At 66.6% G+C, this 24484-nt stretch carries 24 protein-coding genes and 1 riboswitch; of the genes, 13 read left to right on the top strand and 11 right to left on the bottom strand.

The genetic code is table 11. The annotated features are described in order from the left end of the window. Position 1: 1 nt before the first annotated feature. Entirely contained in the window at positions 2–2116 is a 2115-nt protein-coding gene (locus ACQY46_RS13650; RefSeq protein ID WP_428696586.1) for a TonB-dependent hemoglobin/transferrin/lactoferrin family receptor, read from the bottom strand. Positions 2117–2453: 337 nt separating this feature from the next. On the opposite strand from ACQY46_RS13650, the gene ACQY46_RS13645 reads away from it, so the two are divergent. The 4 genes from ACQY46_RS13645 to ACQY46_RS13630 are packed head-to-tail and all read left to right on the top strand — an operon-like array spanning position 2454 to position 6372. Then, positions 2454–3515, top strand: a complete 1062-nt coding sequence (locus ACQY46_RS13645; RefSeq protein ID WP_428696585.1) for a hemin-degrading factor — start codon at positions 2454–2456, stop codon at positions 3513–3515. A gap of 8 nt (positions 3516–3523) precedes the next feature. Then, on the top strand, positions 3524–4426 hold the full coding sequence (locus ACQY46_RS13640; protein WP_428696584.1) for a heme/hemin ABC transporter substrate-binding protein: 903 nt from the start codon (positions 3524–3526) through the stop codon (positions 4424–4426). 15 nt (positions 4427–4441) lie between these two features. Continuing rightward, positions 4442–5554, top strand: a complete 1113-nt coding sequence (locus tag ACQY46_RS13635; RefSeq protein ID WP_428696583.1) for a FecCD family ABC transporter permease — start codon at positions 4442–4444, stop codon at positions 5552–5554. Positions 5555–5571: 17 nt separating this feature from the next. Next, positions 5572–6372 (top strand): heme ABC transporter ATP-binding protein, encoded by an 801-nt coding sequence (locus tag ACQY46_RS13630; protein ID WP_428700487.1) that lies wholly within the window; start codon positions 5572–5574, stop codon positions 6370–6372. A 16-nt stretch (positions 6373–6388) separates the two neighbouring features. On the opposite strand, the gene ACQY46_RS13625 is transcribed toward ACQY46_RS13630, so the two are convergent. From ACQY46_RS13625 to ACQY46_RS13615, 3 genes are read right to left on the bottom strand one after another with little or no spacing between them, the layout of a single operon-like run. Continuing rightward, entirely contained in the window at positions 6389–6799 is a 411-nt protein-coding gene (locus ACQY46_RS13625) for a transcriptional repressor (protein ID WP_428696582.1), read from the bottom strand. Next, entirely contained in the window at positions 6796–7638 is an 843-nt protein-coding gene (locus ACQY46_RS13620) for a metal ABC transporter permease (protein ID WP_428696581.1), read from the bottom strand. Before ACQY46_RS13620 ends, ACQY46_RS13625 begins: the two co-directional genes overlap by 4 nt. Continuing rightward, positions 7628–8548 (bottom strand): ATP-binding cassette domain-containing protein, encoded by a 921-nt coding sequence (locus tag ACQY46_RS13615; protein WP_428696580.1) that lies wholly within the window; start codon positions 8546–8548, stop codon positions 7628–7630. Before ACQY46_RS13615 ends, ACQY46_RS13620 begins: the two co-directional genes overlap by 11 nt. Positions 8549–8747: 199 nt before the next feature. Here ACQY46_RS13615 and znuA point away from each other — a divergent pair, with 199 nt between their 5' ends. From znuA to ACQY46_RS13580, 7 genes are all read left to right on the top strand, one after another. Next, the gene (gene znuA, locus ACQY46_RS13610) at positions 8748–9797 is read left to right on the top strand and encodes a zinc ABC transporter substrate-binding protein ZnuA (protein ID WP_428696579.1); all 1050 of its coding nucleotides are present in this window, start codon (positions 8748–8750) and stop codon (positions 9795–9797) included. Positions 9798–9917: 120 nt separating this feature from the next. Further along, entirely contained in the window at positions 9918–10646 is a 729-nt protein-coding gene (locus ACQY46_RS13605; RefSeq protein WP_428696578.1) for a DUF4198 domain-containing protein, read from the top strand. 58 nt (positions 10647–10704) lie between these two features. Then, positions 10705–11910, top strand: a complete 1206-nt coding sequence (zigA, locus tag ACQY46_RS13600; protein ID WP_428696577.1) for a zinc metallochaperone GTPase ZigA — start codon at positions 10705–10707, stop codon at positions 11908–11910. 53 nt (positions 11911–11963) lie between these two features. Further along, positions 11964–12180, top strand: a riboswitch (cobalamin riboswitch). A gap of 121 nt (positions 12181–12301) precedes the next feature. Continuing rightward, positions 12302–12730: a DUF1636 family protein gene (locus ACQY46_RS13595; RefSeq protein WP_428696576.1), complete on the top strand. Its 429-nt coding sequence runs from the start codon at positions 12302–12304 to the stop codon at positions 12728–12730. Then, positions 12727–13602, top strand: coding sequence for an ABC transporter ATP-binding protein (locus tag ACQY46_RS13590; RefSeq protein ID WP_428696575.1), 876 nt, complete (start codon positions 12727–12729; stop codon positions 13600–13602). Before ACQY46_RS13595 ends, ACQY46_RS13590 begins: the two co-directional genes overlap by 4 nt. Positions 13603–13668: 66 nt before the next feature. Beyond that, the gene (locus ACQY46_RS13585; RefSeq protein WP_428696574.1) at positions 13669–14616 is read left to right on the top strand and encodes an ABC transporter substrate-binding protein; all 948 of its coding nucleotides are present in this window, start codon (positions 13669–13671) and stop codon (positions 14614–14616) included. A 3-nt stretch (positions 14617–14619) separates the two neighbouring features. Further along, the gene (locus ACQY46_RS13580) at positions 14620–15597 is read left to right on the top strand and encodes a FecCD family ABC transporter permease (protein ID WP_428696573.1); all 978 of its coding nucleotides are present in this window, start codon (positions 14620–14622) and stop codon (positions 15595–15597) included. A 9-nt stretch (positions 15598–15606) separates the two neighbouring features. On the opposite strand, the gene ACQY46_RS13575 is transcribed toward ACQY46_RS13580, so the two are convergent. Continuing rightward, complete coding sequence (locus ACQY46_RS13575) at positions 15607–16392, bottom strand: IclR family transcriptional regulator (RefSeq protein ID WP_428696572.1); 786 nt, start codon at positions 16390–16392, stop codon at positions 15607–15609. A 186-nt stretch (positions 16393–16578) separates the two neighbouring features. On the opposite strand from ACQY46_RS13575, the gene ACQY46_RS13570 reads away from it, so the two are divergent. Further along, entirely contained in the window at positions 16579–18267 is a 1689-nt protein-coding gene (locus ACQY46_RS13570; protein ID WP_428696571.1) for a thiamine pyrophosphate-requiring protein, read from the top strand. 38 nt (positions 18268–18305) lie between these two features. Next, a complete protein-coding gene (locus ACQY46_RS13565; protein WP_428696570.1) occupies positions 18306–18839 on the top strand; it encodes a 2,4'-dihydroxyacetophenone dioxygenase family protein in 534 nt (177 codons plus the stop codon). Positions 18840–18919: 80 nt separating this feature from the next. On the opposite strand, the gene ACQY46_RS13560 is transcribed toward ACQY46_RS13565, so the two are convergent. Genes ACQY46_RS13560 through ACQY46_RS13535 form a run of 6 tightly spaced genes read right to left on the bottom strand, consistent with a single transcriptional unit; the run spans position 18920 to position 24459 of the window. Then, positions 18920–19675 carry an SDR family NAD(P)-dependent oxidoreductase gene (locus ACQY46_RS13560; RefSeq protein WP_428696569.1) on the bottom strand — a complete coding sequence of 252 codons (756 nt, stop codon included), beginning with the start codon at positions 19673–19675 and terminating at the stop codon, positions 18920–18922. Between the two features lie 14 nt (positions 19676–19689). Next, positions 19690–21141, bottom strand: a complete 1452-nt coding sequence (locus tag ACQY46_RS13555; RefSeq protein WP_428696568.1) for an aldehyde dehydrogenase — start codon at positions 21139–21141, stop codon at positions 19690–19692. A gap of 49 nt (positions 21142–21190) precedes the next feature. After that, entirely contained in the window at positions 21191–21904 is a 714-nt protein-coding gene (locus ACQY46_RS13550; protein ID WP_428696567.1) for an ABC transporter ATP-binding protein, read from the bottom strand. Beyond that, positions 21891–22625 (bottom strand): ABC transporter ATP-binding protein, encoded by a 735-nt coding sequence (locus tag ACQY46_RS13545; protein WP_428696566.1) that lies wholly within the window; start codon positions 22623–22625, stop codon positions 21891–21893. The genes ACQY46_RS13550 and ACQY46_RS13545 overlap by 14 nt, the downstream gene beginning before the upstream one ends. Then, complete coding sequence (locus ACQY46_RS13540) at positions 22622–23587, bottom strand: branched-chain amino acid ABC transporter permease (protein WP_428696565.1); 966 nt, start codon at positions 23585–23587, stop codon at positions 22622–22624. Before ACQY46_RS13540 ends, ACQY46_RS13545 begins: the two co-directional genes overlap by 4 nt. Next, complete coding sequence (locus ACQY46_RS13535) at positions 23584–24459, bottom strand: branched-chain amino acid ABC transporter permease (protein ID WP_428696564.1); 876 nt, start codon at positions 24457–24459, stop codon at positions 23584–23586. The genes ACQY46_RS13540 and ACQY46_RS13535 overlap by 4 nt, the downstream gene beginning before the upstream one ends. Between the last annotated feature and the right edge of the window lie 25 nt (positions 24460–24484).

Genomic DNA, 24484 nt, shown 5'->3' with positions numbered 1-24484 from the left:
CTTACCAACCGAGGGTCTTTGCCAGGGTCAGCTTGAACGTGCGTCCCTTGCCGTCGTCGCCGGAAAGGTTCGCTCGATACTGCTTGTCGAAGAGGTTCTCGACCGATCCGCGCATCTCGAAGCCCGCGAAGGTTCCCTCGTCCGGCTTCCAGTCGACGAAAAGATCGTGCACCGAATACCCGCCGAACGTGCGGCCGGCGGTCGCGCCGGTCGCCATCGAGCCGGCGAAAAGGCCGCGCCAGCCGAACGACACGTCGTGGTCCGGAAGACGGCCGCCAAGCGTCACGGCCAGCGTGTCGGCGGGGATCGTGTTCAGCGTCGCCCCGGTCGACTTGTCCTCGCCATGGATGTGGCTGAAGGCCAGGTTGGCGAACACGAATTCCGAATCGTAGGCCGCCTCGACCTCGACGCCGAAGATCTTCGCCCTGTTGATGTTCACATAGTAGGGAACCGGCGTACCCAGTCCGGTCGCCGGGTTCGGCGCGATCAGGTCCTTCAGGTCGTTGTAGAAACCGGTGGTCTTGACCTGCAGGCTGTCATTGCCGGTGAAGACGTCGTAGCCGGAGACGGTGAAGCCGATCTCGGCCGCGTTGGAGATTTCCTTGTTCAGACCCGGGCTGCCGACACGCCCGCCGGGATAGTCACCATTGGGCGGATTGCTCGAGAACAGTTCATCGAGGGTCGGCACGCGCTCGGTGTGGGCGACGGAGCCGAACAGCGAGAACGTCTCGTTCACCTTGTACATCACGGCAAGCTTCGGCGAGAACGCCGTTTCCTGCCGGCTCACACCGCCGACGACAGCCGAGGACGGCTCCAGATTGACGAAGTCGATGCGCGCGCCGGGGATGATCGTCAGCCGTTCGTCCCAGATGAACTCGTTCTGGAAGAAGACGCCGTATTTCGTGTCCGTTCCCTCCGGATGGAACGAAACCGGACCGACCGTGGTGGTGGCGATGCGCTCCTGGTAGCTGAGCTGGCCGCCGAAGGTGAAGAAATTCTCGAAGCGATCGCCATGATGCTCGACCGTGTTCTCGACCTTCGCCGCCCATGTGCGATAGGCGTACTCGCTGTCGAAGAAGAGCGGAGACGGGATCGGCGCCGAGGCATTATCCTGGTTCACCTGCGTGTCCGAGAAAGACAGGTTCAGCTTCAGGTCGAGCCAGGGATTGTCGCTTGCCGGGTTTTCATAGGCAAAAACAACCGTCTGGTCGGTGATCTCGCGGTCGATCGTGCCGAAGGGCAGCGTGCCGGTCTGCGAATAGGCCGTGTCGTCGGCATCGCTCTGCCAGCGCTGGTAGGACAGGCGCACCTGCTGCTCGTTGTTGTCGCCAAAGCGGTGCGTGACCTTGGCAAGGCCCGAGAAAGACGAGAAATCGGAGCCGGGGATCGCCTGGCCGAGGCCGTTCTCATACTCGCCCGAGCGACGAAAGCTGCCGTTCAGCAGCATCTCGGTCTGTTCGGAAAAGCGATAGGCAGCGACGATCGAGGCGAGCGCACCGTCCTTGTTGGAATCGTACATCGTCTTCAGGCGGACGGCGCCGGTCTCGCCGGGCTTGAGGAAGTCCGATGCATCCTTGGTGGTGAAGTTGATGACGCCACCGATCGCCCCCGATCCGTACAGGGTGGAGGATGCCGGCCCGCGCAGGATCTCGACCCGCTTGTACAGCTCCGGGTCGGAGAAGAACGAGCCCATGCGGTACTGCTCGTAGAACTTCACCGCGCCGTCGACCGACACGATGATCTTCGATTCGTCGGAAGAGCCGAGGTCGCCGATGCCACGGATGTTGAAGGACTGGCCGCCGATTCGGTCGCTGCCGATGACGCTGACGCCCGGAACCTGGCGGAAGAGGTCGCCGACGGTCATCGCCTGCTCGGCGTCGATGTCCTCCTGGTTGAGGACGGTGACCGCCTGCGGCGTGTCGATCGCGACCTTTTCCTGGCCGGCGCCGACGACGATGCGCTGCAGCGCCGTTGCTCGCGAGGCGGACGCTCCGTCGCCGACGTCCTGCGCGTTCGCATGAGCAAGGCCGGCCAGCGTGCAAAGCGCCACGCCGCCCATGAGGCGCGCGATACGGCGCGCCGGTGCGTCATTCCAGTTCGAGCCTGCCAGCCCCATGTCTAAACTCCACGCATTCCTCGACCGCTCGCTGGCACGCGCTTGCTTGCTTCTCGAATGTTGATAGAAGTTGAGTCTCATACTCAGGTATTGATGTCGATACAAAACATGAGTAATTGAGTCAAGTATGAGATCGGGTTTCCGATCGTCCTGCAATCGTTCGGCACCTTAGCCAGCACACTCCCGCCGCCATGCGAGACCGACAGGGAAATCCCCTTTCTCGCAACGAGTTGGCAAACGGGATGCAAGCGCGGGCGCGAACTGGCGGAACCGCAGATGGCTCCGGCACGGCCGTGAGTGCCAGCCTGCGAAAACCGCGATCCCCAAAAGGTGACCCATGACGCGTGAAACTACCGATTTCGACCACATCCGGCGGATGCGCGATGCCAATCCGAAGATGCGCGAGCGCGATCTCGCCGCCATGCTCGAGCTCAGCGAGGCGGAGTTCGTCGCGGCATTCTGCGGCGACACGGTGCGGCGGATCGACATCCGCTTCGACGACATCTTCAAGGGGCTGGAAGCCGTCGGGGAAGTCCTCGCGCTCACCCGCAATGAAAGCGCCGTGCACGAGAAGGCCGGCGTCTACGACAAGTTCATTCCCGGCCAACGCGCCGCGATGATGCTGGGCGCCGATATCGACACGCGCATGTTCCCCGCTGTCTGGGTCCACGGTTTCGCCGTCGCCAAGCCACAGGAAGACGGAACCGTCCGCCACAGCCTGCAGTTCTTCGACGCGCATGGCGATGCGGTGCACAAGATCCATACACGCGACAAGACCGATCTCGGTGCCTGGGAGGCACTGGTGACGGGTCTCCTCGCCGAGGACCAGGAGCCCGGCCTGCTGCAGGACGTTGTCCCCGCCGAAGTCGCCTCGCGTCCCCGGCCGGACGCGGAAAAGCAGGACGCACTGCGCGAGCGCTGGCAGAGCCTGACGGACCCGCATCAGTTCCACGGCATGCTGCGCGACCTCGACCTCCATCGGCTGAACGCCCTGACGCTTGCCGGAGAGCACAATGCCTGGGTGCTCGACCCGTCCGCCGTTGCCGACCTGCTGCAGCGCGCGGCGGAAGCGGAGCTGCCGATCATGTGCTTCGTCGGCAGCCGCGGCTGCATCCAGATCCACTCCGGTCCGGTCGCCAAGATCGCCAGCATGGGGCCGTGGATCAACGTCATGGATCCCGGCTTCCATCTGCATCTGCGCACCGACCACATCGCCGAGGCCTGGGCCGTCCGCAAGCCGACCAAGGACGGCCATGTCACCTCCGTCGAGGCCTATGACGCGAACGGCACCCTGATCATCCAGTTCTTCGGGTTGCGCAAGGAAGGCAATGTCGAGCGTTCCGACTGGCGCGAACTGGTCCAGGACCTGCCGCGCCCCGAAGCCGTTGCCGCGGAGTGAATGAGGACATGACTGCCATGACCACACCTGCCACGTCCCGCCGCCTTTCCCGTCTGCTCAGTGGCGCCGGCTTCGCCCTGGCGATGGCTCTGGCCGGACCGGCTGCAGCCGAGGGCGAGAGCCTTGCCGATGCACAGCGGATCGTCGCGATCGGCGGCTCCGTCACCGAGATCGTCTATGCGCTGGGAGAAGAAGGACGGCTTGTCGCGCGCGACACCACCAGCGGCTATCCCGAGGCTGCGACAGAGCTTCCCGATGTCGGCTACATGCGCGCGCTGGCGCCCGAGGGCGTCCTGTCGGTCAGGCCCGATGCGATCCTGACGCTGGAGGGCAGCGGCCCGCCGGAAACCCTGACAGTGCTCAAGGCCGCCGGCGTTCCCTATGTCACCGTCCCGGAGGGCTACGACGAGAAGGGCATCCTCGACAAGATCGAGGTCATCGGCACGTCGCTCGGCGTCGAGGCCAAGGCCGGCGAACTGGCCGACCGGGTCAGGGCCGAACTCGAGGCCGCCACGGCGGAGGCGGAGGCGCGCGGGCGCAACGCGCGCGTGCTCTTCATCCTGTCGATGAATGGCGGGCGCATTCTCGCGTCGGGTTCGGGCACCGCCGCCGACGGCATCCTGGCCATGGCCGGCGCGCAGAACGCCTTTGCCGATTTCGCCGGCTACAAGCAGCTCAACGACGAGGCTGTCATCTCGGCCGCGCCGGACGCGATCCTGATGATCAGCCGCGGCGAGGGTCATGCCGCCCCCGTCGACGACGTCCTGTCCCATCCGGCGATCGCGCAGACACCGGCCGGCGCCAACAAGCGCCTGATCCGCATGGACGGCCTCTACCTGCTCGGCTTCGGACCGCGCACCGGAGCCGCCGTGCGCGACCTTTCGGCGGCGCTCGCCGAACACGGCCTCTAAGGAAGGAACGCCGGCATGAGCTTGCGCGACATGTCCCTGCCCGCCCGCCTGCTGCCTTCACGGGCACTTGAACAGGCACGCCAGGGCGACCGGGAACCGCTTGCGCGGCTCGCCATCGCCGTGCTGGTTCTGGCGCTCCTGTGCGTGATGGCGATCTCGCTCTCGAGCGGCGCGCTCAGCATCAGCCTGTCGGCCGGCTTCCAGGGCCTGCTGGACGGCGCGCAGGCCGACCCTTCCGCGCTGCGCGACCGGATCGTGATGATGGAGGTGCGCCTGCCGCGGGTGGTGCTCGGCGCGCTGGTCGGTGCATCGCTCGCGGTTTCCGGCGCAGTGATGCAGGGCCTGTTCCGCAACCCGCTGGCTGATCCCGGCATTGTCGGCGTGTCGGCCGGCGCCGGGCTCGGAGCCGCCGGGATGATCGTTCTCGGCGGTACGTTCCTGGCGCCGGTCGTGCAGCTGGCCGGCATCTATGCACTGCCGCTGGCGGCCTTTCTCGGCGGACTGGCGACGACCTTCGCCCTCTACAGGATCGGCACGCGCGGTGGCATGACGTCGGTCGCGACGATGCTGCTTGCCGGTATCGCGCTCGGCGCGCTCGCCGGCGCCATCACCGGCCTTCTGGTCTATGTGGCCGACGACCAGCAGCTGCGGGACCTCACCTTCTGGGGACTGGGGTCACTTGCCGGCGCCACCTGGGAAAAGGTGCTGACGGCCGGCCCGATCATCGCCGTCGTGCTCCTCGGCGTGCCGTTTCTCGCCAACGGCCTCAACGCCCTGTTCCTGGGCGAGGCGGCGGCCGGCCATCTCGGCATCCGGGTGCAGCGGCTGAAGACGATCGCCATCGTCGCGGTCGCCGCGGCGACCGGCGCGTCGGTCGCGGTCAGCGGCGGCATCGGTTTCGTCGGCATCGTGGTGCCGCACCTTCTGCGCCTGACAATCGGCCCGGACCATCGCTACCTGCTGCCGGCCTGCGCGCTGCTGGGCGCCTGCATGCTGATCCTGGCTGACACCGTCAGCCGCATCATCGTGGCGCCGGCCGAACTGCCCATCGGCATTCTCACAGCCCTTGCCGGGGCGCCCTTCTTCCTCTGGATCCTGCTGCGGCGGAAAGGTCTGGTCCAGGCATGAGCGCCGTGACCCCGAACATTCTCGAGATCGGTAACCTTGCCGTCTCGATCTCCGGAACGCCCATCGTCCATGGCGTGTCCTTCAAGGCGTCCGCCGGCAGCCTGAGCGTGATTGTCGGGCCAAACGGCTCGGGCAAGAGCACGCTGCTCAAGGCGATCACCGGCGAACTGAGCTATTCCGGGTCGGTCGCGCTGAACGGAACCCGTGTCGAGGGTGTCTCGCCCGAGACGCTGGCTCCCTTGCGCGCCGTGCTTCCGCAGCACACCAGCCTCGCCTTTCCCCTCACCGTCGCCGAAGTGGTGCGTCTCGGGATCAGGCGCGGGATCTCGATGGCCGACAACGCGCACAGGCGCGTTTCCGAAGCGCTTGAGCGGGTCGATCTGACGGGCTTCGCGCCGCGCGCCTACCAGTCGCTTTCCGGCGGCGAGCAGCAGCGGGTGCAGCTGGCCCGCGTGCTCTGCCAGGTCTGGGAGCCCTGCCCGCACGGCACGCCGCGCTGGCTGTTTCTCGACGAGCCGATCTCCAGTCTCGACATCAAGCATCAGCTCCTGATCATGGACGTGGCCGCCGGCTATGCCCGCCGGGGCGGCGGGGTGGTCGCGGTCCTGCACGATCTCAACCTGACGGCGCTCTACGCGGACCAGGTGCTGGTGATGAAATCCGGACGGCTGCTGGCGCGCGGCGGTCCGCGCGAGGTGATCACCGACAAGCTGGTCTCGGAAGCCTTCGATCATCCACTGAAAGTCTCGGCCCTGCCGCCGGGGGATGTGCCCTTCCTGTTGCCGCAGGCGTCAGTCGGACTTCATTCGGCCGGCTGACGGCAGGCAAGGTGTCTCAGGCCGCGTGGCAGCTCGCGCAGGTTCCGCGCAGCTCGACTGTCGACTTCTTCAGGACGAACCCGGTTTTCTTCGCCAGGCCCTTGAGGTGATGGGCAAGGTCGTCGTCGCTCAGTTCGGCGACCATCCCGCACGTGTCGCAGATGGCGAAGGCGACGGTCTCGTGCCCGTCGCAATCGGGATGACGGCAGGCAACGAAGGCATTGAGGCTTTCCAGCCGGTGCACGGCCCCCATTTCAACCAGCTTGTCGAGCGCGCGGTAGACCTGGGGAGGTGCCCGAAAGCCCTCCTCCCGCAACTGGTCGAGGATCGTGTAGGCGCTGAGCGGCGCGTTGGCCCGTGACAGGGCCGACAGGACGAGGCTCTGGTTGCGCGTCAGGCCCGCGGGCATCTGATGGCTCACATTCATGGTCTCTCGCCTTCCGTTTTCGCGGCCGCTCCGCCGCGCCTCATTCCCGCAATCATCCCGGCCAGCGGACTGAGGCTCAGGAGAAACAGGGCCAGCGCCGCAACCACGATCGAGGGGCCGGACGGCGTATCCCATTCAAGCGATCCGAAGAGGCCGCCAATCACGGCAACGACGCCGATCACCGCCGCAAGCACCGCCATCTGCTCGGGGCCGCCCGACAGGCGGCGCGCCGTGGCGGCCGGGATGATCAGCATCGCGGTGATCAACAGCACTCCGACGATCTTCATCGAAATCGCGATGACAGTCGCCAGCAGGATCATGAAGACGAGATTTGCCCGGTCTGGACGCAGCCCCTCCGCCTCCGCCAGTTCGCGGTTGACGGTGGCCGCAAAGAGCGGGGTCCAGATCGCGGCCAGCACCACAAGGACGAACACGCCGCCGGCATAGATGGCGAGAATATCCGTTGTCGACACGGCGAGGATGTCGCCGAAGAGAAAGCCCATCAGGTCGATCCGCACCCAGCTCATGAAGGCGAGCGCCATCAGGCCGAGCGCCAGCGAGGAATGGGCGAGCAGGCCCAGAAGTGCGTCCGAGGACAACGAGGCGCGCCGCTGCAGCAGCAGCAGGGCCAGCGAGACCAGCACCGACACGGCAAACACCGCCAGCGTGATGTTCACCTCGAACAGGAAGGCGAGCGCCACGCCCAGAAGCGCCGCGTGCGACAGCGTATCGCCGAAATAGGCAAGGCGGCGCCAGACGATGAAGCAGCCGAGAGGACCCGAGACCAGCGCAACGCCAATGCCCGCGACGAGCGCGCGAACGAAGAAATCATCGAGCATGCCCGGCCTCCCCGGCGCCCTGCCCTGCGGCCTCGTTCCCAGCGGTCGGGACACTCTTGTCGTCGGCATGGCCGTGACCGTGGTCATGGTCGTGGTCATGGTCATGGTGCCCGTCATCGGGATGGCAATGCTCGGTGATCGAGCCGTCGGCGTGAAGCACCCGCCCATCCTCCAGGTGGGTATGGTCGTGATGATGCTCGTAGACGGCCAGCGTCGCATCGGCGCGGGCGCCGAAGAGCTGACGGTAGGCGGCGCTCGAGGCGACGGCCCTCGGTGCGCCCTGGCAGCAGACATGGCCGTTGAGGCAGACCACGTGGTCGGTCGCGGCCATCACCACATGCAGGTCGTGCGAGATCAGCAGCACGCCGCAGCCGAGATCGTCGCGGATCCGGCCGATCAGGTCGTAAAGGGCGATCTCGCCGGAAAAGTCCACGCCCTGCACCGGTTCGTCGAGAACCAGCAGGTCCGGCTTGCGGCAAATGGCGCGCGCCAGCAGCGCGCGCTGGAACTCGCCTCCCGACAGGTTGCGCATTTCCGCAAGGGCCAGGTGCGGAATGCCCGTCGCTTCCAGCGCAGACACCGTCGCCGCCTGCCCGACCTTGCCGGTGAGAGCGAGAAAGCGCTCCACGGTCAGGGGCAACGTCCAGTCGATGCTGAGCTTCTGCGGCACATAGCCGACCCTGAGGCCGGCGCGGCGTTCGGCCCGCCCCTCGTTCGGTGAGAGAATGCCGAGGGCCGTTTTCGCCGTGGTCGACTTGCCGGACCCGTTCGGTCCGATCAGCGTCACGATCTCGCCCCTGTGCACGACCAGATCGACCCCGCGCACGAGCCAGCGCCCGTCGCGGAACACGCCCGCGCCCGCAAGGCTCACCAGCGCTTCCTGCGTTACCTTCACTTTGGAATTCACCATGCCGGACCAGGTTTGGAATCGGATGGGCCAGTGTCCCGCCACCGCTCCTGGCGGGCAAGGCCGGTGATCCGCATCACGAGGACAAAAACACGAAAGGGTCTTGCGGACCTATATGGCACACGTTATAGCGTAACGCAATCTTGTGATCTTATAACATGACGCAACCTGCCAACCTGCCCTGCCCGAAACGAGGATTGCCATGAACCCGCTCCGCACCCTGCTTCTGTCCGCCACTGTCCTGGGCGCCTCCGTCGCTGCCGGCCAGGCCGCCCCGGACGTCGTCGCCTCGGTCAAACCGGTTCACTCATTGGTCGCGGCAGTCATGAAAGGCGTCGGTGAGCCGGCGCTGATCGTCGAAGGTGCAGGGTCGCCTCACACCTACAGCCTGAAGCCCTCGCAGGCGCGCCGCTTGCAGGACGCGGATATCGTCTTCTGGATCGGTCACGAACTGGAAGCCTTCCTTGAAAAGCCGATCGAGACGATCGGCGACAAGGCGACGGCCGTCGAACTCGTCGACGCACATGGTCTCGTCAAGCTCCCCTTGCGCGAGGGTGGCGCCTTCGAGGCGCATGAACACCACGATGGCGCTCATGGCGAGGCGGAGCATGCCGGGCACGATCACGAGGGGCACGACCACGCGGAACATGATCATGACGACGATCACGAGAAGGCTGGCGAGAAGCACGCACACGAGGCCGAAGGAGACGGCCACGAACATGGGCACGGCGAATTCGATGCGCATGTCTGGCTGGATCCGGAAAACGCCAAGGCCATGATCCACGAGATCGAGGAGACCCTGAGCGCCGCCGATCCGGACAACGCCAACGCCTATGCGGACAACGCGGCCGCGGCCATTGCCGGTATCGACGCTCTCACTGCTGAAGTCGGCACGATACTCGCCCCGGTTCGCGGCAAGGGGTACGTGGTCTTCCACGATGCCTACCAGTATTTCGAAAAGCGCTTCGACATTCCCGCCGCCGGCTCGATCACCGTCAGCCCGGAGGTCATGCCGGGCGCCGAGCGCGTCAGCGAGATCCGCGCACGGATCGGCGAACTCGGCGCGGCTTGCGTTTTCGCCGAGCCGCAATTCGAACCCAAGCTGATCTCGGTCGTGATCGAGGGAACGGCGGCGAAATCCGGCATTCTCGATCCGCTCGGCAGTTCGCTCAAGGACGGTCCCGACCTCTATGCGGAGCTGATCCGCGGGATGGCGACCTCCCTGCGCGACTGCCTGGCCGACGCCAGCTGATCGCCTGCCCTGCCCCACACGTCAGGACCTGCCGGCCCTGGCCGCTTCTCACCGGAAAGGCGGATCCTCCGCCTTTCTTTTCCCCTCGAATTGTAATGTCATAACATACGGAGCTTATCCATGCGAGGTATCGTGTTTTCCGCCATGGCTGCCGCCCTTCTTCTGGGCAGCGCCTTCGATGCCATGGCCCATGGCATCTGGATCGCCCAGCGCCACGGCGATCTTGCCATTGTCTACGGCCATGGCGCCTCCGACGAGGCCTATGACCCGGGCAAGGTGACGCAGGTACTCGGCCATCTGGAAGACGGCACCGCCGTGCCCGTTTCAACCGAAAATCAGGGCAATCACGCGCTTGTCGCGCCGCCCCAGGATGCCGCCGTCGTCACGGCGGTGATGGACAACGGATACTGGAGCGAGGGGCCCGACGGCAAATGGGTCAACAAGCCGAAGTCGGAGGTGGAGGGTGCCAAACAGGGTGGCCGCTATCTCAAGCATACGGTCGCGATCCTCGACCATTCCCCGCTCGCCACAAAGGCAAGAGGCATGGCGCTGGAGATCGTGCCCGAGCGCGACCCGAGCGAACTCTCAGCCGGCGACGAACTGGCCGTCACCGTACTTCTCAACGGCAAGCCGCTCGCCGATACGCTGGTCGTCCAGGAATACACCACCGACAGCGAGAACAAGTCAGTGCGCACCGATGCGCAAGGCCGCGCCAGCGTCACCATCCGCAACAACGGCCTCAACGTGATCGCCGTTTCCGCCGACGAGCCGTCGCAGGAGCCGGAGAAGGCCGACCGCATCGGGCACTTCGCGACCCTCTCCTTCAGCGTCGACCGCCACGCGCACTGAACCGGCATGCGGGCCGGCCTGTTGCCGGTCCGCCCTCTTCCATTTTCGGAGCCTCCCCATGCAAGCACGTCTCCCCGTGACGGTTCTCTCCGGCTTCCTCGGCGCCGGCAAGACAACGCTTCTCAACCACGTCCTCAACAACCGCGAGGGTCTCAGGGTCGCGGTCATCGTCAACGACATGAGCGAGGTGAACATCGACGCCAGCCTCGTGCGGGACGGCGGCGGAAACCTCTCGCGGACGCAGGAGCGGCTGGTGGAGATGACCAATGGCTGTATCTGCTGCACCCTGCGCGAGGACCTTCTCAAGGAAGTGCGCACGCTTTGCGAGGATGGCCGCTTCGACCACCTGCTCATCGAATCGACAGGCATCTCGGAGCCGCTTCCCGTTGCCTCCACCTTCGAGTTCCGCGATGAGGAGGGTGAGAGCCTGTCCGACGTGGCCCGCCTCGATTCGATGGTCACCGTGGTGGATGCGGCCAATCTGCTGCGCGACTACGCCTCGACCGACTTCCTGAGGGACCGTGGCGAGACGCTGGGCGAGGAGGACGAACGCACCCTTGTCGACCTGCTGGTCGACCAGATCGAGTTCGCCGACACGATCGTCCTCAACAAGATCGCGGATGCTTCACCCGAAACGCTCGACGCCGCCCGCAAGATCATCAGGGCACTCAATCCCGATGCACGCCTGCTGGAGGCGGACCACGCGCGCGTTCCCCTTGCCGAGATCCTGGGCACCGGCCGCTTCGACTTCGACAGGGCGCACGAGCACCCCTTGTGGTTCAAGGAACTGAACGGCTTCAGGGACCACATCCCCGAGACCGAGGAATACGGCATTCGCTCCTTCGTCTATCGCGCCCGCCAACCCTTCCGCCCCGACGCATTCCAGCGTTTCATCGACCGCGGCTGGCCGGGCGTGATTCGGGCCAAGGGGTTTTTCTGGCTGGCGACGCGCCCCCGTTTCGTCGGCGAACTGGCGCAGGCAGGCGCCTTTGTGAAGACAGAGAAGCGCGGGCTGTGGTGGACGGCCGTCCCGAAGGCGCACTGGCCTGAATCGCCCGAATGGCATGCCGCGATGGAGCCCTATCTCGATCCGGTCTGGGGAGACCGCCGCCAGGAACTGGTCTTTATCGGAACCGCGGCGATGGACGAAGCGGCGATCCGCGCCGAGCTCGATGCCGCGCTGGTGGCCGACGACGCCTTCGTCCCGGAAACCTGGGCACGGCTTCCCGACCCCTTTCCCGGCTGGAGCGCATCCCTTTCCTGAAACCCGGCGATTGGACTTGCCCGGCGATTGGACTTGCGGGGAGTACGCGCTTCTGCGAAGTTTCGCCCGATGGTTGCCGACGGCGGGAACGCCAGAGGCATGAAAAGGGAACACGGTGAGGCGTACCCATCAGGGACCGAGACCGTGGCTGCCCCCGCAACTGTAAGCGGTTAGCCGATCCGCACTCGCCACTGTCCGCATAGCGGGCGGGAAGGCGCGGCCCGGCGACGATCCGTGAGCCAGGAGACCTGCCATCTCCCTTCAACGTCAACCGGACGGGGTGTTCCGGGAGGTCCCATGATCGACTGCATTTCTGAATTCCGGCTTTCCTCCGGCCCCGCCTTGCGCAGCCTGACTGTCGTTCCCCTCACTTCGATACGGGGAGACGGCAATGGCGCATGACATGACGGCCGTCGTTCCGCTCTACGGGGGCGCCAGCGGACAACGGCGCCACCGCGTCGTCGTTTGCTCCACCTGCCGCAATCGCGAGACACGCGAGCAACCCGGCACCACACTCGCCGTCACTCTTGAAGCCGCGCTTTCGGGGGTGGAATTCGAAGGCTTCGACGTCTCGGTCGTGGCCTGCATGGCAGGATGCGACCGCCCCTGCGCGGTCGCGTTTCAGGGCGATGGCAAGGCGTCCTATCTCTTCGGCGACATCGAGCCGGGTCGCGACACCGACGCCCTTGTCGCCTTCGCCAGGCAATATGCGTCGCTCGACGATGGCTGGTGCTCCTCCATCCAGCGTCCCGACGGCCTGAAGGGCAAGACGCTTTCGCGCATTCCCGCCTTGCTGCCTCCCCGGGGAGAGAGGCCATGAGCCATGGCACAGGACGCGGCATCGCCCTTGAGCTGAGCAACGTGAGCTATCGCGTGCGCGGCGCAGGCACTCTGGTCGAGAAACTCTCCCTGCATGTGCATGACGGCGAGATCCTTGTCATCGCCGGCCCGAACGGGGCCGGCAAGTCGACGCTGATCCGCATGATCGCGGGCCTCAGCGCGCCCTCCGGAGGCGAGATCCTCCTCGGCGGGCGCGCCTATTCGCGCATAGGAATCACCGAACGGGCCCGTTCGATCGCCTATGTCGGCCAGAGCGACGATACCGATGCCCGCCTGACCGTCGCGCAATATGTGGCGCTGGGAAACCTGCCGCATCGCCGTGCGAACGGCGCGCGTGCCGCCATCGACGCGACCTGCTCGGCGCTGGCGCTGGCCGGCCTCGATGCCCTTCGCGAGCGTCGGATGGGCGACATCTCCGGCGGCGAGCGCCAGCGCGCCAAGATCGCCCGGGCCGTCTGCCAGAAACCGGCGATCCTTGTGCTGGACGAGCCCACCAACCATCTCGACCCCTCGGCGCGCGGCGAGTTGCTGAGCCTCGTTTCCGGGCTCGGCATCACCGTAATCGCAGCCCTTCATGACCTGACGCTGATCGAAGCCTTCGCAAGCCATGTCGCCCTCATCCGTGCCGGCGCCCTTGTCGCCTACGGTCACCCCGCCGACGTGCTCACCTCGGCACAGGTACGCGATGTGTTCAGTGTCGACATGCACCGGCTGCCGCACCCGAGCGAACCCCGACATATCAGCGTGCTCGACATTCCCGTCGAGGGACGCTTCCCGGTCATGGCGGACTCCGGCGCCCATATGCCCGCTCACTCGACCGTCCGCAGGCCGGTCCTCGTCTCCGGCGGCTGATTTCCCCCGCCATCGGCCGCCGTCGCGACTTTCGCCTTCACTCCCTTTCCTTCAACGGAGGACACATTGACCCGTTTCCTGACCGCCCTCGCCGCGTCGCTGATCGCCACGCCCGCCCTTGCCTTCCCCGTCACCGTCGACAATTGCGGCGAGACGCTGACCTTCGACGCGGCCCCGAGCCGCATGGTCACCCAGGACATCAATATCAGCGAGATGGCCTTCGCACTCGGCCTGCGGGACCGCATGGTGGGCGTGAGCGGCATCAGCGGCTGGTACAAGACCAGCCCGGAATTCGAGGCGCGCCGCGGCGAGCTGCCGGAACTAGCGCCGAAATACCCGACACTCGAGAACCTTGTCGCGGCCTCACCCGATCTGTTTTTCGCCGGCTGGTATTACGGCATGAAGCCGGGCGGCGACGTCACCCCCGACACGCTTGCCCCGCACGGCATCAAGACGCTGATCCTCACGGAAAGCTGCATTCACGTCGACAAGGCGCGACCCAAGGCGACGCTCGACCTGCTCTACGACGACATGCTTCGGCTGGGTCGGATCTTCGGCAAGGACAGCGAGGCCGAAACGCTGGTTGCCGGCTGGAAGGAGCGCGTTGCCGAGGTCAGGCAGCGCATCGCGGCGGCCGACAGCCCGCGCGTCTTCCTCTACGATTCCGGTGAGGACAAACCGTTCACCGCAGGCAAGTTCGCCATGCCGACGGCGATGATAGAGGCCGCCGGCGGGCAGAATGTCAGTGTCGGCATGGAGACCAGCTGGGGCACGACCTCCTGGGAAGCGGTTGCGGCCGCCGACCCGGAATTCATCATCCTGCTCGACTACCAGGACGGGGGCGGTGCCGACAAGCTGCGCGCCTTCCTCGAAGCGCATCCGGTAATGCAGCATGTCGAGGCGGTGAAGTCCGCTCGTTATCTCGCCCTGCGCTATGAACAGATCACCCCGGGGCCGGCCAATGTCGACGGCATCGAGGCGCTGGCCCGTGCCATGCATCCGGACGCCTTCTGAGGCATGCGTCTCGCCCTGATGCTGGGCGTCGGCCTCGTCGGCGTCCTTGCCCTGCTGCTTGCCGCGATCGCGATCGGCGCGACGCCGCTGCCGCTTGGCGCCGTCATCGACGCGCTGCGCGGCGGCGAGGGCCCGCTCGCCCGGATCGTCGTCGACCTGCGCCTGCCGCGTGCCCTGCTGGCGCTGCTCGTCGGCGCGGGGCTCGGCACGGTCGGCTGTCTGTTGCAGACCGCGACCCGCAACGACCTTGCCGACCCGTTCCTTTTCGGACTGTCGTCGGGCGCGGCGGCGGGCGCGGTGTTCGTGATCACTGTCACCGGCGACCTTCTCGGCGTGTGGACGCTTCCCGCCGCCGCCTTCGCCGGCGGCATGGCCGCCTCCGCCATCGTCCTGATGCTGATCTCGCGGCTCGGAGACCGGGGACCCGCACGGCTGGTGCTGGCCGGGCTTGCGGTCTCCTTCCTGTTCATGGCCCTGACGAACTATCTCGTCTTCGCCGGCGACCAGCGGGCCGCCCATTCGGTCCTGTTCTGGACGCTGGGCGGGCTCGGGCTGGCGCGCTGGGACCTGTTGCCCGTGGCCGCCGCCGGTCTTGCCGCGATCCTGCTCTTCGCCGCCGTCTTCCACCGCAGCTTCGATGCGCTGCTGGCGGGCGAGGACACCGCGCAGACGCTCGGGGTCGACGTCGTCGCCCTGCGCCGGAACACGTTCCTGGTCTGCGCCTTCGCCACCGCCGCGTTCGTGTCCATCAGCGGTGTCATCGGTTTCGTCGGGCTGATGGTGCCGCATGTGGCGCGGGCGCTTGCCGGCCCCTTGCATGGACGGTTCGTGCCGCTCGCCGCACTCATTGGCGCCGGCCTGCTGCTGGTCAGCGACATCGCCTCGCGAACGGCCCTTGCCCCGCAGGAGCTGCCCATCGGCATCGTCACGACATCGGTCGGGGCGCTCTTCGTGCTGACGCTGTTGCGGCGGGACGGATAGCGCTTCGCGCTATCCGTCCCGGGCGGCGGTCGGGCCGTCTGCCCCGTAGAGGCTTTTGCCGATGTCCTTCGCCGCCTGCTGCAAGGCCTCCCGCGAGGCGTCCATCACCGCGTCCCCCATGCGCGGAGAGGGCCCGAAGACGGACAGGCCGGCGATCATCCGGCCCGAGCGCGTCCTGACCGGTACGGCGACGGCGCGGATCCCGTCCTCGCGCTCGCAATCGTTGATCGAATGGCCGCGCTCGGCGATCGCCTCCAACTCCTTCACCAGCGCAGCCTCTTCCATCAGGGTGTTGCGGGTGAAGCGGATGCGCCTGACATCCGCGAAATAGCGGTGGCGCTCGGCTTCCGGCAGATGCGCCAGCCACAGCTTGCCATGCGCCGTGCAATAGGCCTCCAGGCGCGAACCGACGCGGATGTCGACGGACAGCGCCCTGCGCGAGACCGAACGCGCGACGCACACCACCATGTCTCCCCGGAACACCGTCGCCATCGCCGCCTCGTTGATCCGGTCGGTCACGCGGTTGAGATGGGGCTGGATGACCTGCGCCAATGCGTCATCGCGCAGCACCCGGTCGCCAAGATCCGCAAACAGGTAGCCGAGCCGGTACACCCCGCGCGCTTCCGCGACCACAGCCCCCACATGCTCCAGCGTCTTCAGGAACCGGTGGGCGGTGATCGCGTTGATCCCCAGTTCGGCAACGAGGTCGCTGGCCGAAAGAAGCGGCCGTTGTTCGGAAAACAGCTTGAGGATCTCGAACGCCTTGACCACCGATCCGTTGATCTGCGGTGCCATCAATCATCTCCCTGAACCGCCGCACGCGGTGTCGTGCCGTGCCGAAGCCCGTGCCATTGACGGCTCGCAGCATGAATGCCATTATTTAAAGTATGAATTTCACATATAGCAATAACGAGCAAGATGCACAAGCCTGACAAGCGCACTCCCGGCACCGGGAACACAACAAGCCGACCCGCCCCCCGAATGACGGCAGGCGGGGCATTGCTTGTCCGCCTCAAGGCCCTCGGGGTTGACTATATCTTCGCCAATTCCGGCACCGACTTTCCGCCGATCATCGAAGGTCTCGCCCAGGCGGAAGCCCGGGGGCTGGAACTTCCCCGCGCGCTGGTGATGCCGCACGAATCCGCCGCCATGGCCATGGCGCATGGCTACTACCTCGCCACCGGTCGCACCCAGGCGGTGATGGCGCACACCAATGTGGGCCTTGCCAACTGTGCCATCGGCGCCATCAATGCCGCGACAGAGCATATTCCCGTCCTCCTGTTTTCCGGACGCACGCCAACGACCGAGACGGGGCGCTTCGGCGCGCGCACCGTTCCCATTGGTTGGGGCCAGGAAATGCGCGACCAGGCGGCGCTGGTGCGCGAGGCCTGCAAATGGGACTACGAGCTGCGCTTTCCCGAACAGGTGGTCGAGATCGTCGACCGGGCGCTCGCGCTTGCAGAAACGACGCCGCGCGGGCCGGTCTATCTGAGCCTTCCCCGGGAGGTGCTGTGCGAAGACATCGACGCGCAGGGCATCGATGGCCCGGCCCTGATGCGGGCGGCATCTCCCGGCGTTCACCGCGAAACGCTCGAGGAAATCGCGCGACTGATCGCCGGCGCGCGCAATCCGGTGATCTTCGCCCAGCGAGGCGCGGGCGACAGTGCCGGTTTCGCAGCGCTTTCCCGCCTTGCCGACGACTGGGGCATTCCGGTCTGCCAGTACTGGGCCGTGCGGCTGGCATTGCCCACGGACCATCCGATGGCGGCACAGCCTGATCCCGCTCCCCTGCTCGAGGAGGCAGATCTCGTCATCGTTCTGGATTCCCTGGCGCCCTGGTCGCCGGCGGTTCACGCCCCGCGCCAGGATGCCAAGGTCATCCATATCGGCCAGGACCCGCTCTATGCCCGCGTCCCGGTGCGCAATTTCCGCTGCGACATCGCGCTGGCCTGCGACGTGGAAGACGGCATCCTGGCGCTGGAGGCAGCCCTTGCCGCCCACTCCCCTCACGAGCGCGACCCGATTGCCGCCCGCCGCGAGGCCCATGCGGCGCGCAACCGCGCCGGACGCACGGCAACGCTCGAGCGGGCGCAGGCCGGCAGCGCCGATCCGATGACCAAGGACTGGGTCAGTCTTTGCCTGTCGCGCGCCATTGCCGGGCGCAAGGCAAGCGTGTTCTCCGAGCTCGGCTGTCCGCTCACGCCCATGGACCTTGCCCATCACCAGGCCTGGTACCAGGAACCGCATTCGGGCGGGCTCGGCTGGTCCTTCCCGGCCGCGCTCGGCATGAAGCTTGCCGACCCGTCCCGCCTCGTCGTCGCGACGATGGGAGACGGGTCCTACATGTTCTCCAACCCGGTCGCCTGCCACCAGATCGCCGAGGCACTCGACCTGCCGATCCTGCTGCTGATCGTCAACAACGCCGAGTGGGGAGCCGTGCGCCAGTCGGTTGCCGGTCTTTATCCCGATGGCCACGCGGCCCGCGCCAACCGGATGCCGTTGACGCAGCTTTCGCCGGCTCCGGATTTCACCTTGGTCGCCCGCGCCAGCCGCGCCCATGCCGAACGCGTGGAAAGCGGCGAGGCGCTCCCGGGCGCGCTCGCCCGCGCACTCGCCCATATCGAGACGACGGGCACGCTCGCCCTGCTCGACATCCGCGTCAGGCCCTGACGCCACCCACGCCAACGCAACATGAGGGAGGACAATCCATGCCTGAACCGGCACGCTCGGAATTCTGGAAGGATCTCAAGCCGATCACCAAGGTGTTCCAGCCGGACGCCTTGCCCGAAGTCTATATCCCCGATGCCGCAAGCGAGGACGAGCGCCTCTATGTTCCCTTTACCGAGACCGTCTTCTCGCGCCCCTTGTGGATCTCGCCGACGCAGAACAAGTGGTGCGACATCCTGATGAGCAAGGGGCCGGGACTGGTCAACCGGCACTACCATCCGCATGAGGTCTTCGCCTACACGATCTCCGGCAAGTGGGGCTATCTGGAGCACGACTGGACGGCGACCGCCGGCGATTTTGTCTACGAAACGCCCGGCGAGGGCCACACCCTGGTCGCCTATGAGCACGAGGATCCGATGCGGGTCTTCTTCCAGGTGACCGGCCCGCTGATCTGGCTCGACGAGGACGGCGAGCCGGACGGCTATTTCGACGTCCACCAGTACATCGCCCTGTGCCGCGCCCACTACGAGAAAATCGGGCTTGGCGCCGGCCATGTCGACACGCTGTTCAGATAGGCTCCCTGTCGGAAAGTGCCGCAATCCGTATGGCTTGCGGCACTTTCTTCAAGCACGGGAGTGGATGCCGCCGAAGGCATTCAGACGCTCATCCCGCCATCGACCATCAGCATCGTGCCGGTGGTGAAGCTGGCCGCATCGCTTGCAAGATACAGCACCGAGCGGGCCACCTCCCCGGCGCTGCCGTGCCGGCCGAGCGGGATCAACCGGTCGAACATCTCGCCGCCATCGATGCCCAGTTCTCGTCCGATCCCGGCCTCCACATCGCGCTGGAAGGCATTGTCCAGCGGGCCGGGATGGATCGTGTTGACGCGGATGCCACGCGGCGCCAGCTCCTTGGCAAGGCAGCGCATCAATCCTGTCTGGGCATGCTTGGCGGTGATGTAGGCATAGACGCCGGCATCGCCGCGGGTTGCCGCGACGCTCGAGGTGATGACGATGCTGCCGCCCTCGCGCATATGCGGGCTGGCATGCTTGGCGGCCAGATATGCGCCCTTCACATGGACGGCGATGACCGCGTCGAAGACCGCGTCGGAGTACTCGGCGATCGGCCGGACCTCGCCGAAGTTCCCGGCATTGGAGAACAGGATGTCGATACTCCCGAAGCGGTCCAGGCAGGCCGCCACATAGCGCCGCGTGTCGGCCTCCGACGACACGTCGGCGGCGATGCAGAGCACGCGGTCCTTGTCGAGGCTTGCGCGGGCCTCTTCCAGAAGCGCTTCGTCCCGGTCGACCAGGACGACCCTTGCCCCCTCCTCCAGGAACAGTCGCGCCGTTGCAAGACCAAGGCTGCCGGCCCCTCCAGTGACGAGTGCCGTCCGGTTCTCAAGCTGCATGTATCGCCCCGCCATCAGAACGGATAATGGACAGGGCCGTCCTGGATGGTGATCCAGCGCAGCTCGGTGAATTCGGCAATGCCCGCCTTGCCGCCGAAGCGGCCATAGCCGGATGCCTTGACGCCGCCGAAGGGCATCTGCGCCTCGTCATGCACCGTCGGTCCGTTGATATGGCAGATGCCGGACTCGATCCGGCGGGCCACCGCCATCGCCCGTGTCACGTCACGGCCGAAGACGGCGGAGGAAAGGCCGTATTCGGTGTCGTTGGCGATGCGCACGGCGTCATCGATCCCGTCGGCGCGCACGATGGTGACGACGGGACCGAAGCTCTCCTCGCCATAGATCGACATGGCCGGCGTGACCCGGTCGAGCACGGTCGGTTGCATCACCGCCCCTTGCGCGCTGCCGCCAGCAACCAGGATCGCGCCTTTTGCCACCGCATCGCGGATCAGGTCCTGGATGCGGCGGGCCGCCCCCTCGCCGACAACCGCGCCAAGCGGCGTGTCGCCGATCCGGGGATCGCCCGCCTTCAGGCTGCGCGCCTTGGCGGCCAGCTTCCCCACGAAGGTCTCCGCCACCGCGTCGTCGACCACGATCCGTTCGGTCGACATGCAGATCTGGCCCTGGTTCATGAAGGCGCCGAAGGCGGCGGCCTCCACGGCCTGGTCAAGATCGGCATCGTCGAGCACGACGAAGGGTGCCTTGCCGCCAAGCTCCAGCAGGCACGACTTGAGGTGCCGTCCGCCCATCTCGGCGATGATCCGGCCGACGCGGGTCGAACCGGTGAAGTTCACACGGCGCACCGCCGGGTGCGCGATCATCGCCTCGACCAGTTCCGGCGCATCGTCGGGCGCATTGGAAACCGCGTTCAGCACACCGCGCGGTACGCCGCCCTCATGCAGCGCGTCGACGATCAGCCGGTGCGTGCCGGGACAGATCTCCGAGGTCTTCATCACCACGGTGTTGCCGCAGGCAAGCGGCATGGCAAGCGAGCGCACCCCGAGAATGACCGGTGCGTTCCACGGCGCCATCGAGAGCACCACCCCGGCCGGCTGGCGAACCGCCATGGCAAGACTTCCCGGCCGGTTGGACGGGATGATCTCGCCGCCGATCTGGGTGGTCATGGCCGCGGCCTCGCGCAGCATGTCGGCGGCCAGCATGACGTTGAAACGGGCCCAGCCGGCGGTCGCGCCGATTTCCGTCGCCATCGAGCGGACAAAATCTTCGACCCGCGCCTCCAGCGCGTCCGCCGCCCCGCTCAGGAGCTTGCGGCGCTGTTTCGGCGAGGTCGCCGCCCAGTCGGGAAAGGCGCGCGCCGCTGCGTCGCAGGCCTGCCGCGCGTCATCGATCGTTGCTGCCGCGACAAGCGTCGCGATCTCGCCGGTGATCGGGTTGCGCCGCTCGAAGGTACGGCCGTCCGAAGCCGGCATGTCCTGTTCGCCAATGAGCAAGCCAAGTGCATTCATGTCTTCCATCCCGCTTTCGAGGACCGCAAGAGGCACGGTCCATCCTTTTTCACGACGCCAGCCCGAGAAATGCGCGCTGAACGGCAGGATCGCCCCGCAGGTCTTTCGCGCTGCCCTCCCCGACGATGCGCCCCACTTCCATGAGATATCCGCGATCGGCCAGCGCCAGGCTCGCCTTGACATTCTGTTCGACCAGGAGGATTGCAACGCCGGTCCGGCGCACACGCGCCAAAGCCTCGAACAGCTCCCCGACGACGACCGGGGCAAGTCCGAGGCTCGGCTCGTCGAGCATCAGGAGATCCGGCGCGGACATCAGCGCGCGACCGATCGCCACCATCTGCTGCTCGCCGCCCGACATGGTGCCGACGATCTGCCGTCGGCGTTCCGCGAGCTTCGGAAAGAGATCGAGCACAAGGCCGTGCGTTTCGCGTTCCTTCGGCCGCGCCCGCCGCGCGTAGGCCCCCAGCAACAGGTTCTCCTCGACCGTGAGGTCGGCGAAGATCCCGCGCCCCTCGGGAACGAGCGCCATGCCGGCCTCCAGCACGCGATGGGCCGGAAGCCCGGCAACGGAGACGCCGCGGAAGGCGACCGTTCCCCCGGGATCGGCGCGCACGAGCCCCGCCACCGCCTTCAGCAGCGAGGATTTTCCTGCTCCGTTGGCGCCGAGGATCACCACCGTCTCGCCCTCGCGCACCGACAGGCGGATGCGGTCGAGCGCCAGATGCTTGCCGTAGCGCACGGAAATCTCGTCAAGCGACAGCATCGCTCTCTCCCAGATAGGCACGCACGACCTCGCGGTCCTTCAGGACCTCGGCGGTCGCGCCGTCGGCGATCTTGCGGCCGGCATTCATCACGACGGCGCGCGGGCACAGGGCGCGCACCGCGTCCATCACATGCTCCACCAGCAGCACGGTCATGCCCGTGTCGTTGAGCCTGGCGATCAGGTCGATGCCGATGCGCAGCTCCGACGGATTGAGACCGGCCAGCCATTCGTCGAGCAACAGAAGCGAGGGGCGGGACCCGAGCGCGCGGGCAAGCTCCATCCGCTTCTGGTCGATATAGGTCAGCGCGGATGCGGGCTCGCCGCCGCGCCCCGCCAGGCCGACGCGCTCCAGCAGCGAGCCGGCCTCCTCCTCCGCCTCGGCGGCGGATGCGGGGCGAACCCGGAAGCGGATCGCAGCCAGCACGTTTTCCTCGACACTCAGAGACGGCAACACCCGCACGAGCTGGAACGTGCGCGCCACCCCGTGATGGGCGATCCGGTGGGCCGGCAGGCCCGAGATGGTCGTTCCGCCAAGCCGGATCCGGCCTGCCGAGGCCGGGAGATGTCCGGAGATCATGTTGAGAACCGTGGTCTTGCCGGATCCGTTCGGCCCGAGCAGGGCCACCGCCTCGCCCTCTGCCATCGAGAAGGAGACCCGGTCGACGGCCGTCAGGCCACCGAAGCGCTTGGTCAGTTCGTCGATCGAAAGAAGCGGCGTCATCCCTCCACCTCCTTGCCGGCGACAGCTGTGGAGCCATCTTGCGGCGACGGTCTGCGCAAGCGCCGCAGGCCGGATTCGGCGAATTCCAGGACGCCCTTCGGCAAGACGAAGACGATTGCCATGAAAAGCAGCCCCAGAATGATCGAGTAGTGGTCGGGGAAATTGGCCGACAGCCATTCGAACAGCAGGAACAGCGGCACGGCGCCGACCAGCGGTCCCCAGAGGCGCCCGGCACCGCCCAGCAGCGCCATGATCAGGGTCAGGAAGGAGACCGTCGGATTGAAGACGATCAGCGGCTCTATATAGGTCCAGCGCGGTGCCTGGATCGCTCCGACCAGGGTGATGATCACGGAACTCACCGCGAACAGCGCGAGCTTCACCCTGGCGGTGGAAATGCCGCAATGGACGGCGACCACCTCGTCGTCGCCGATGACCTTCAGCGCCAGCCCGATCCGGCTGCGCCCGATTGCCCAGGCGATGAAGAACGTCGCCGCGCACAGGCCCAGCAGCTGCCAGTAGATCACCTCGGACCCGAAGGAGACGAAGAGATAGCGGCCCAGCGTGCCGGTGACATTGACCTCGTACCAGGTGACAAGCTGACGGACGAGTTCCGCAAGGCCGAAGGTGAAGATGACGAAATAGACGCCGGCGAGCCTGAGTGTCGACAGACCGACGACCAGCGCGACGACGAGGCCGACCAGGGCCGCGACCGCCAGCACCAGCGGATAGGGCAGGCTCTCGTAGAGCACGGCCATCGTATAGGCGCCGATCCCGAAGAAGGCGACGGTCGCCAGCGAGACGAAGCGCGTCGGGCCGGAAAACAGCGCCCAGGCGCTGGCGAGCGTCACGTAGCCGGTCATGCCGATCAAAAGGCCCGTGCCGTAGGGACCGAGATAGAGCGGCGCGACCGCAAGCCCGGCCAGCACGGCCCCCGCGAGCGCGAAACCGATGACCGCCCTCATCGCGCCACCCGTCCGAACAGGCCCTGCGGCCGCCAGAGCAGCACCACGAGGAAGATCGCATAGGTCGCCGCCAACGTCAGGCCCGGGTCGACATAGGTGGAGACCAGCGTCTCGACCACGCCGAGCATCAGGCCGGCGCACAGCGCTCCCAGCAGGTTGCCGACGCCGCCCATGATGACGACGATCAGCGCCTTCATGGTGAAGACGACGCCGGCCGTGGCGGTGAAGGTCTGATACATCGAGATCACCACGCCGCCGGCGGCGGCGAGCCCGCCGCCCAGTGCGAAGGCGAAGGCCGCCGCGCGGCTCACGTCGATGCCGACAAGCGCTGCCGATTGCGGCGCCACGGCGACCGCGCGCAATGCCGTGCCCCAGCGGGTGCGGGTCAGCAGCAGATAGAGTGTCAGCCCGATGGAAAGCGCCAGCACCAGCGCCAGGAGCCGGTTGGCGGCGACCTTCGCGCCCATGATCTCGACGGCCACGTTGAGGAACGAGTAGCTGGTGTAATTGCCTCCGAAGAGAACCAGCAGGACGCCCTGGATGACGAACAGGAGACCGAAGGTGGTGAGGATGGAATCCACCTCGAGCGCACCGCGATCGCTCGCCCGCGCCACCAGATGCGACAGGATCAGCCGGTAGATCAGGTAGCTGAGAAGGAAACCGCCCGGAACGACAAGGGCGAGACCGAGAAGCGGGTTCACGGCGAGCCCGCCCTGCAGGATGAAGGCGGCGAAGGCAGCGGTGATGATCGTGTCGCCATAGGCGAGGTTCATGATGCGGGCGATGCCGTACTGGAGAGTCAGCCCCATTGCGACCAGCGCATAGGTGCCTCCAAGTACAAGTCCCGCGATAAGTGCGGTGGTAAGCGTCATGTGATGTCCATCATGGGTGTCGGGC

This window comes from Stappia sp. (assembly GCF_965276915.1).
GTDB lineage: Bacteria > Pseudomonadota > Alphaproteobacteria > Rhizobiales > Stappiaceae > Stappia.
This window is presented reverse-complemented; position numbering and strand designations above follow the sequence as displayed.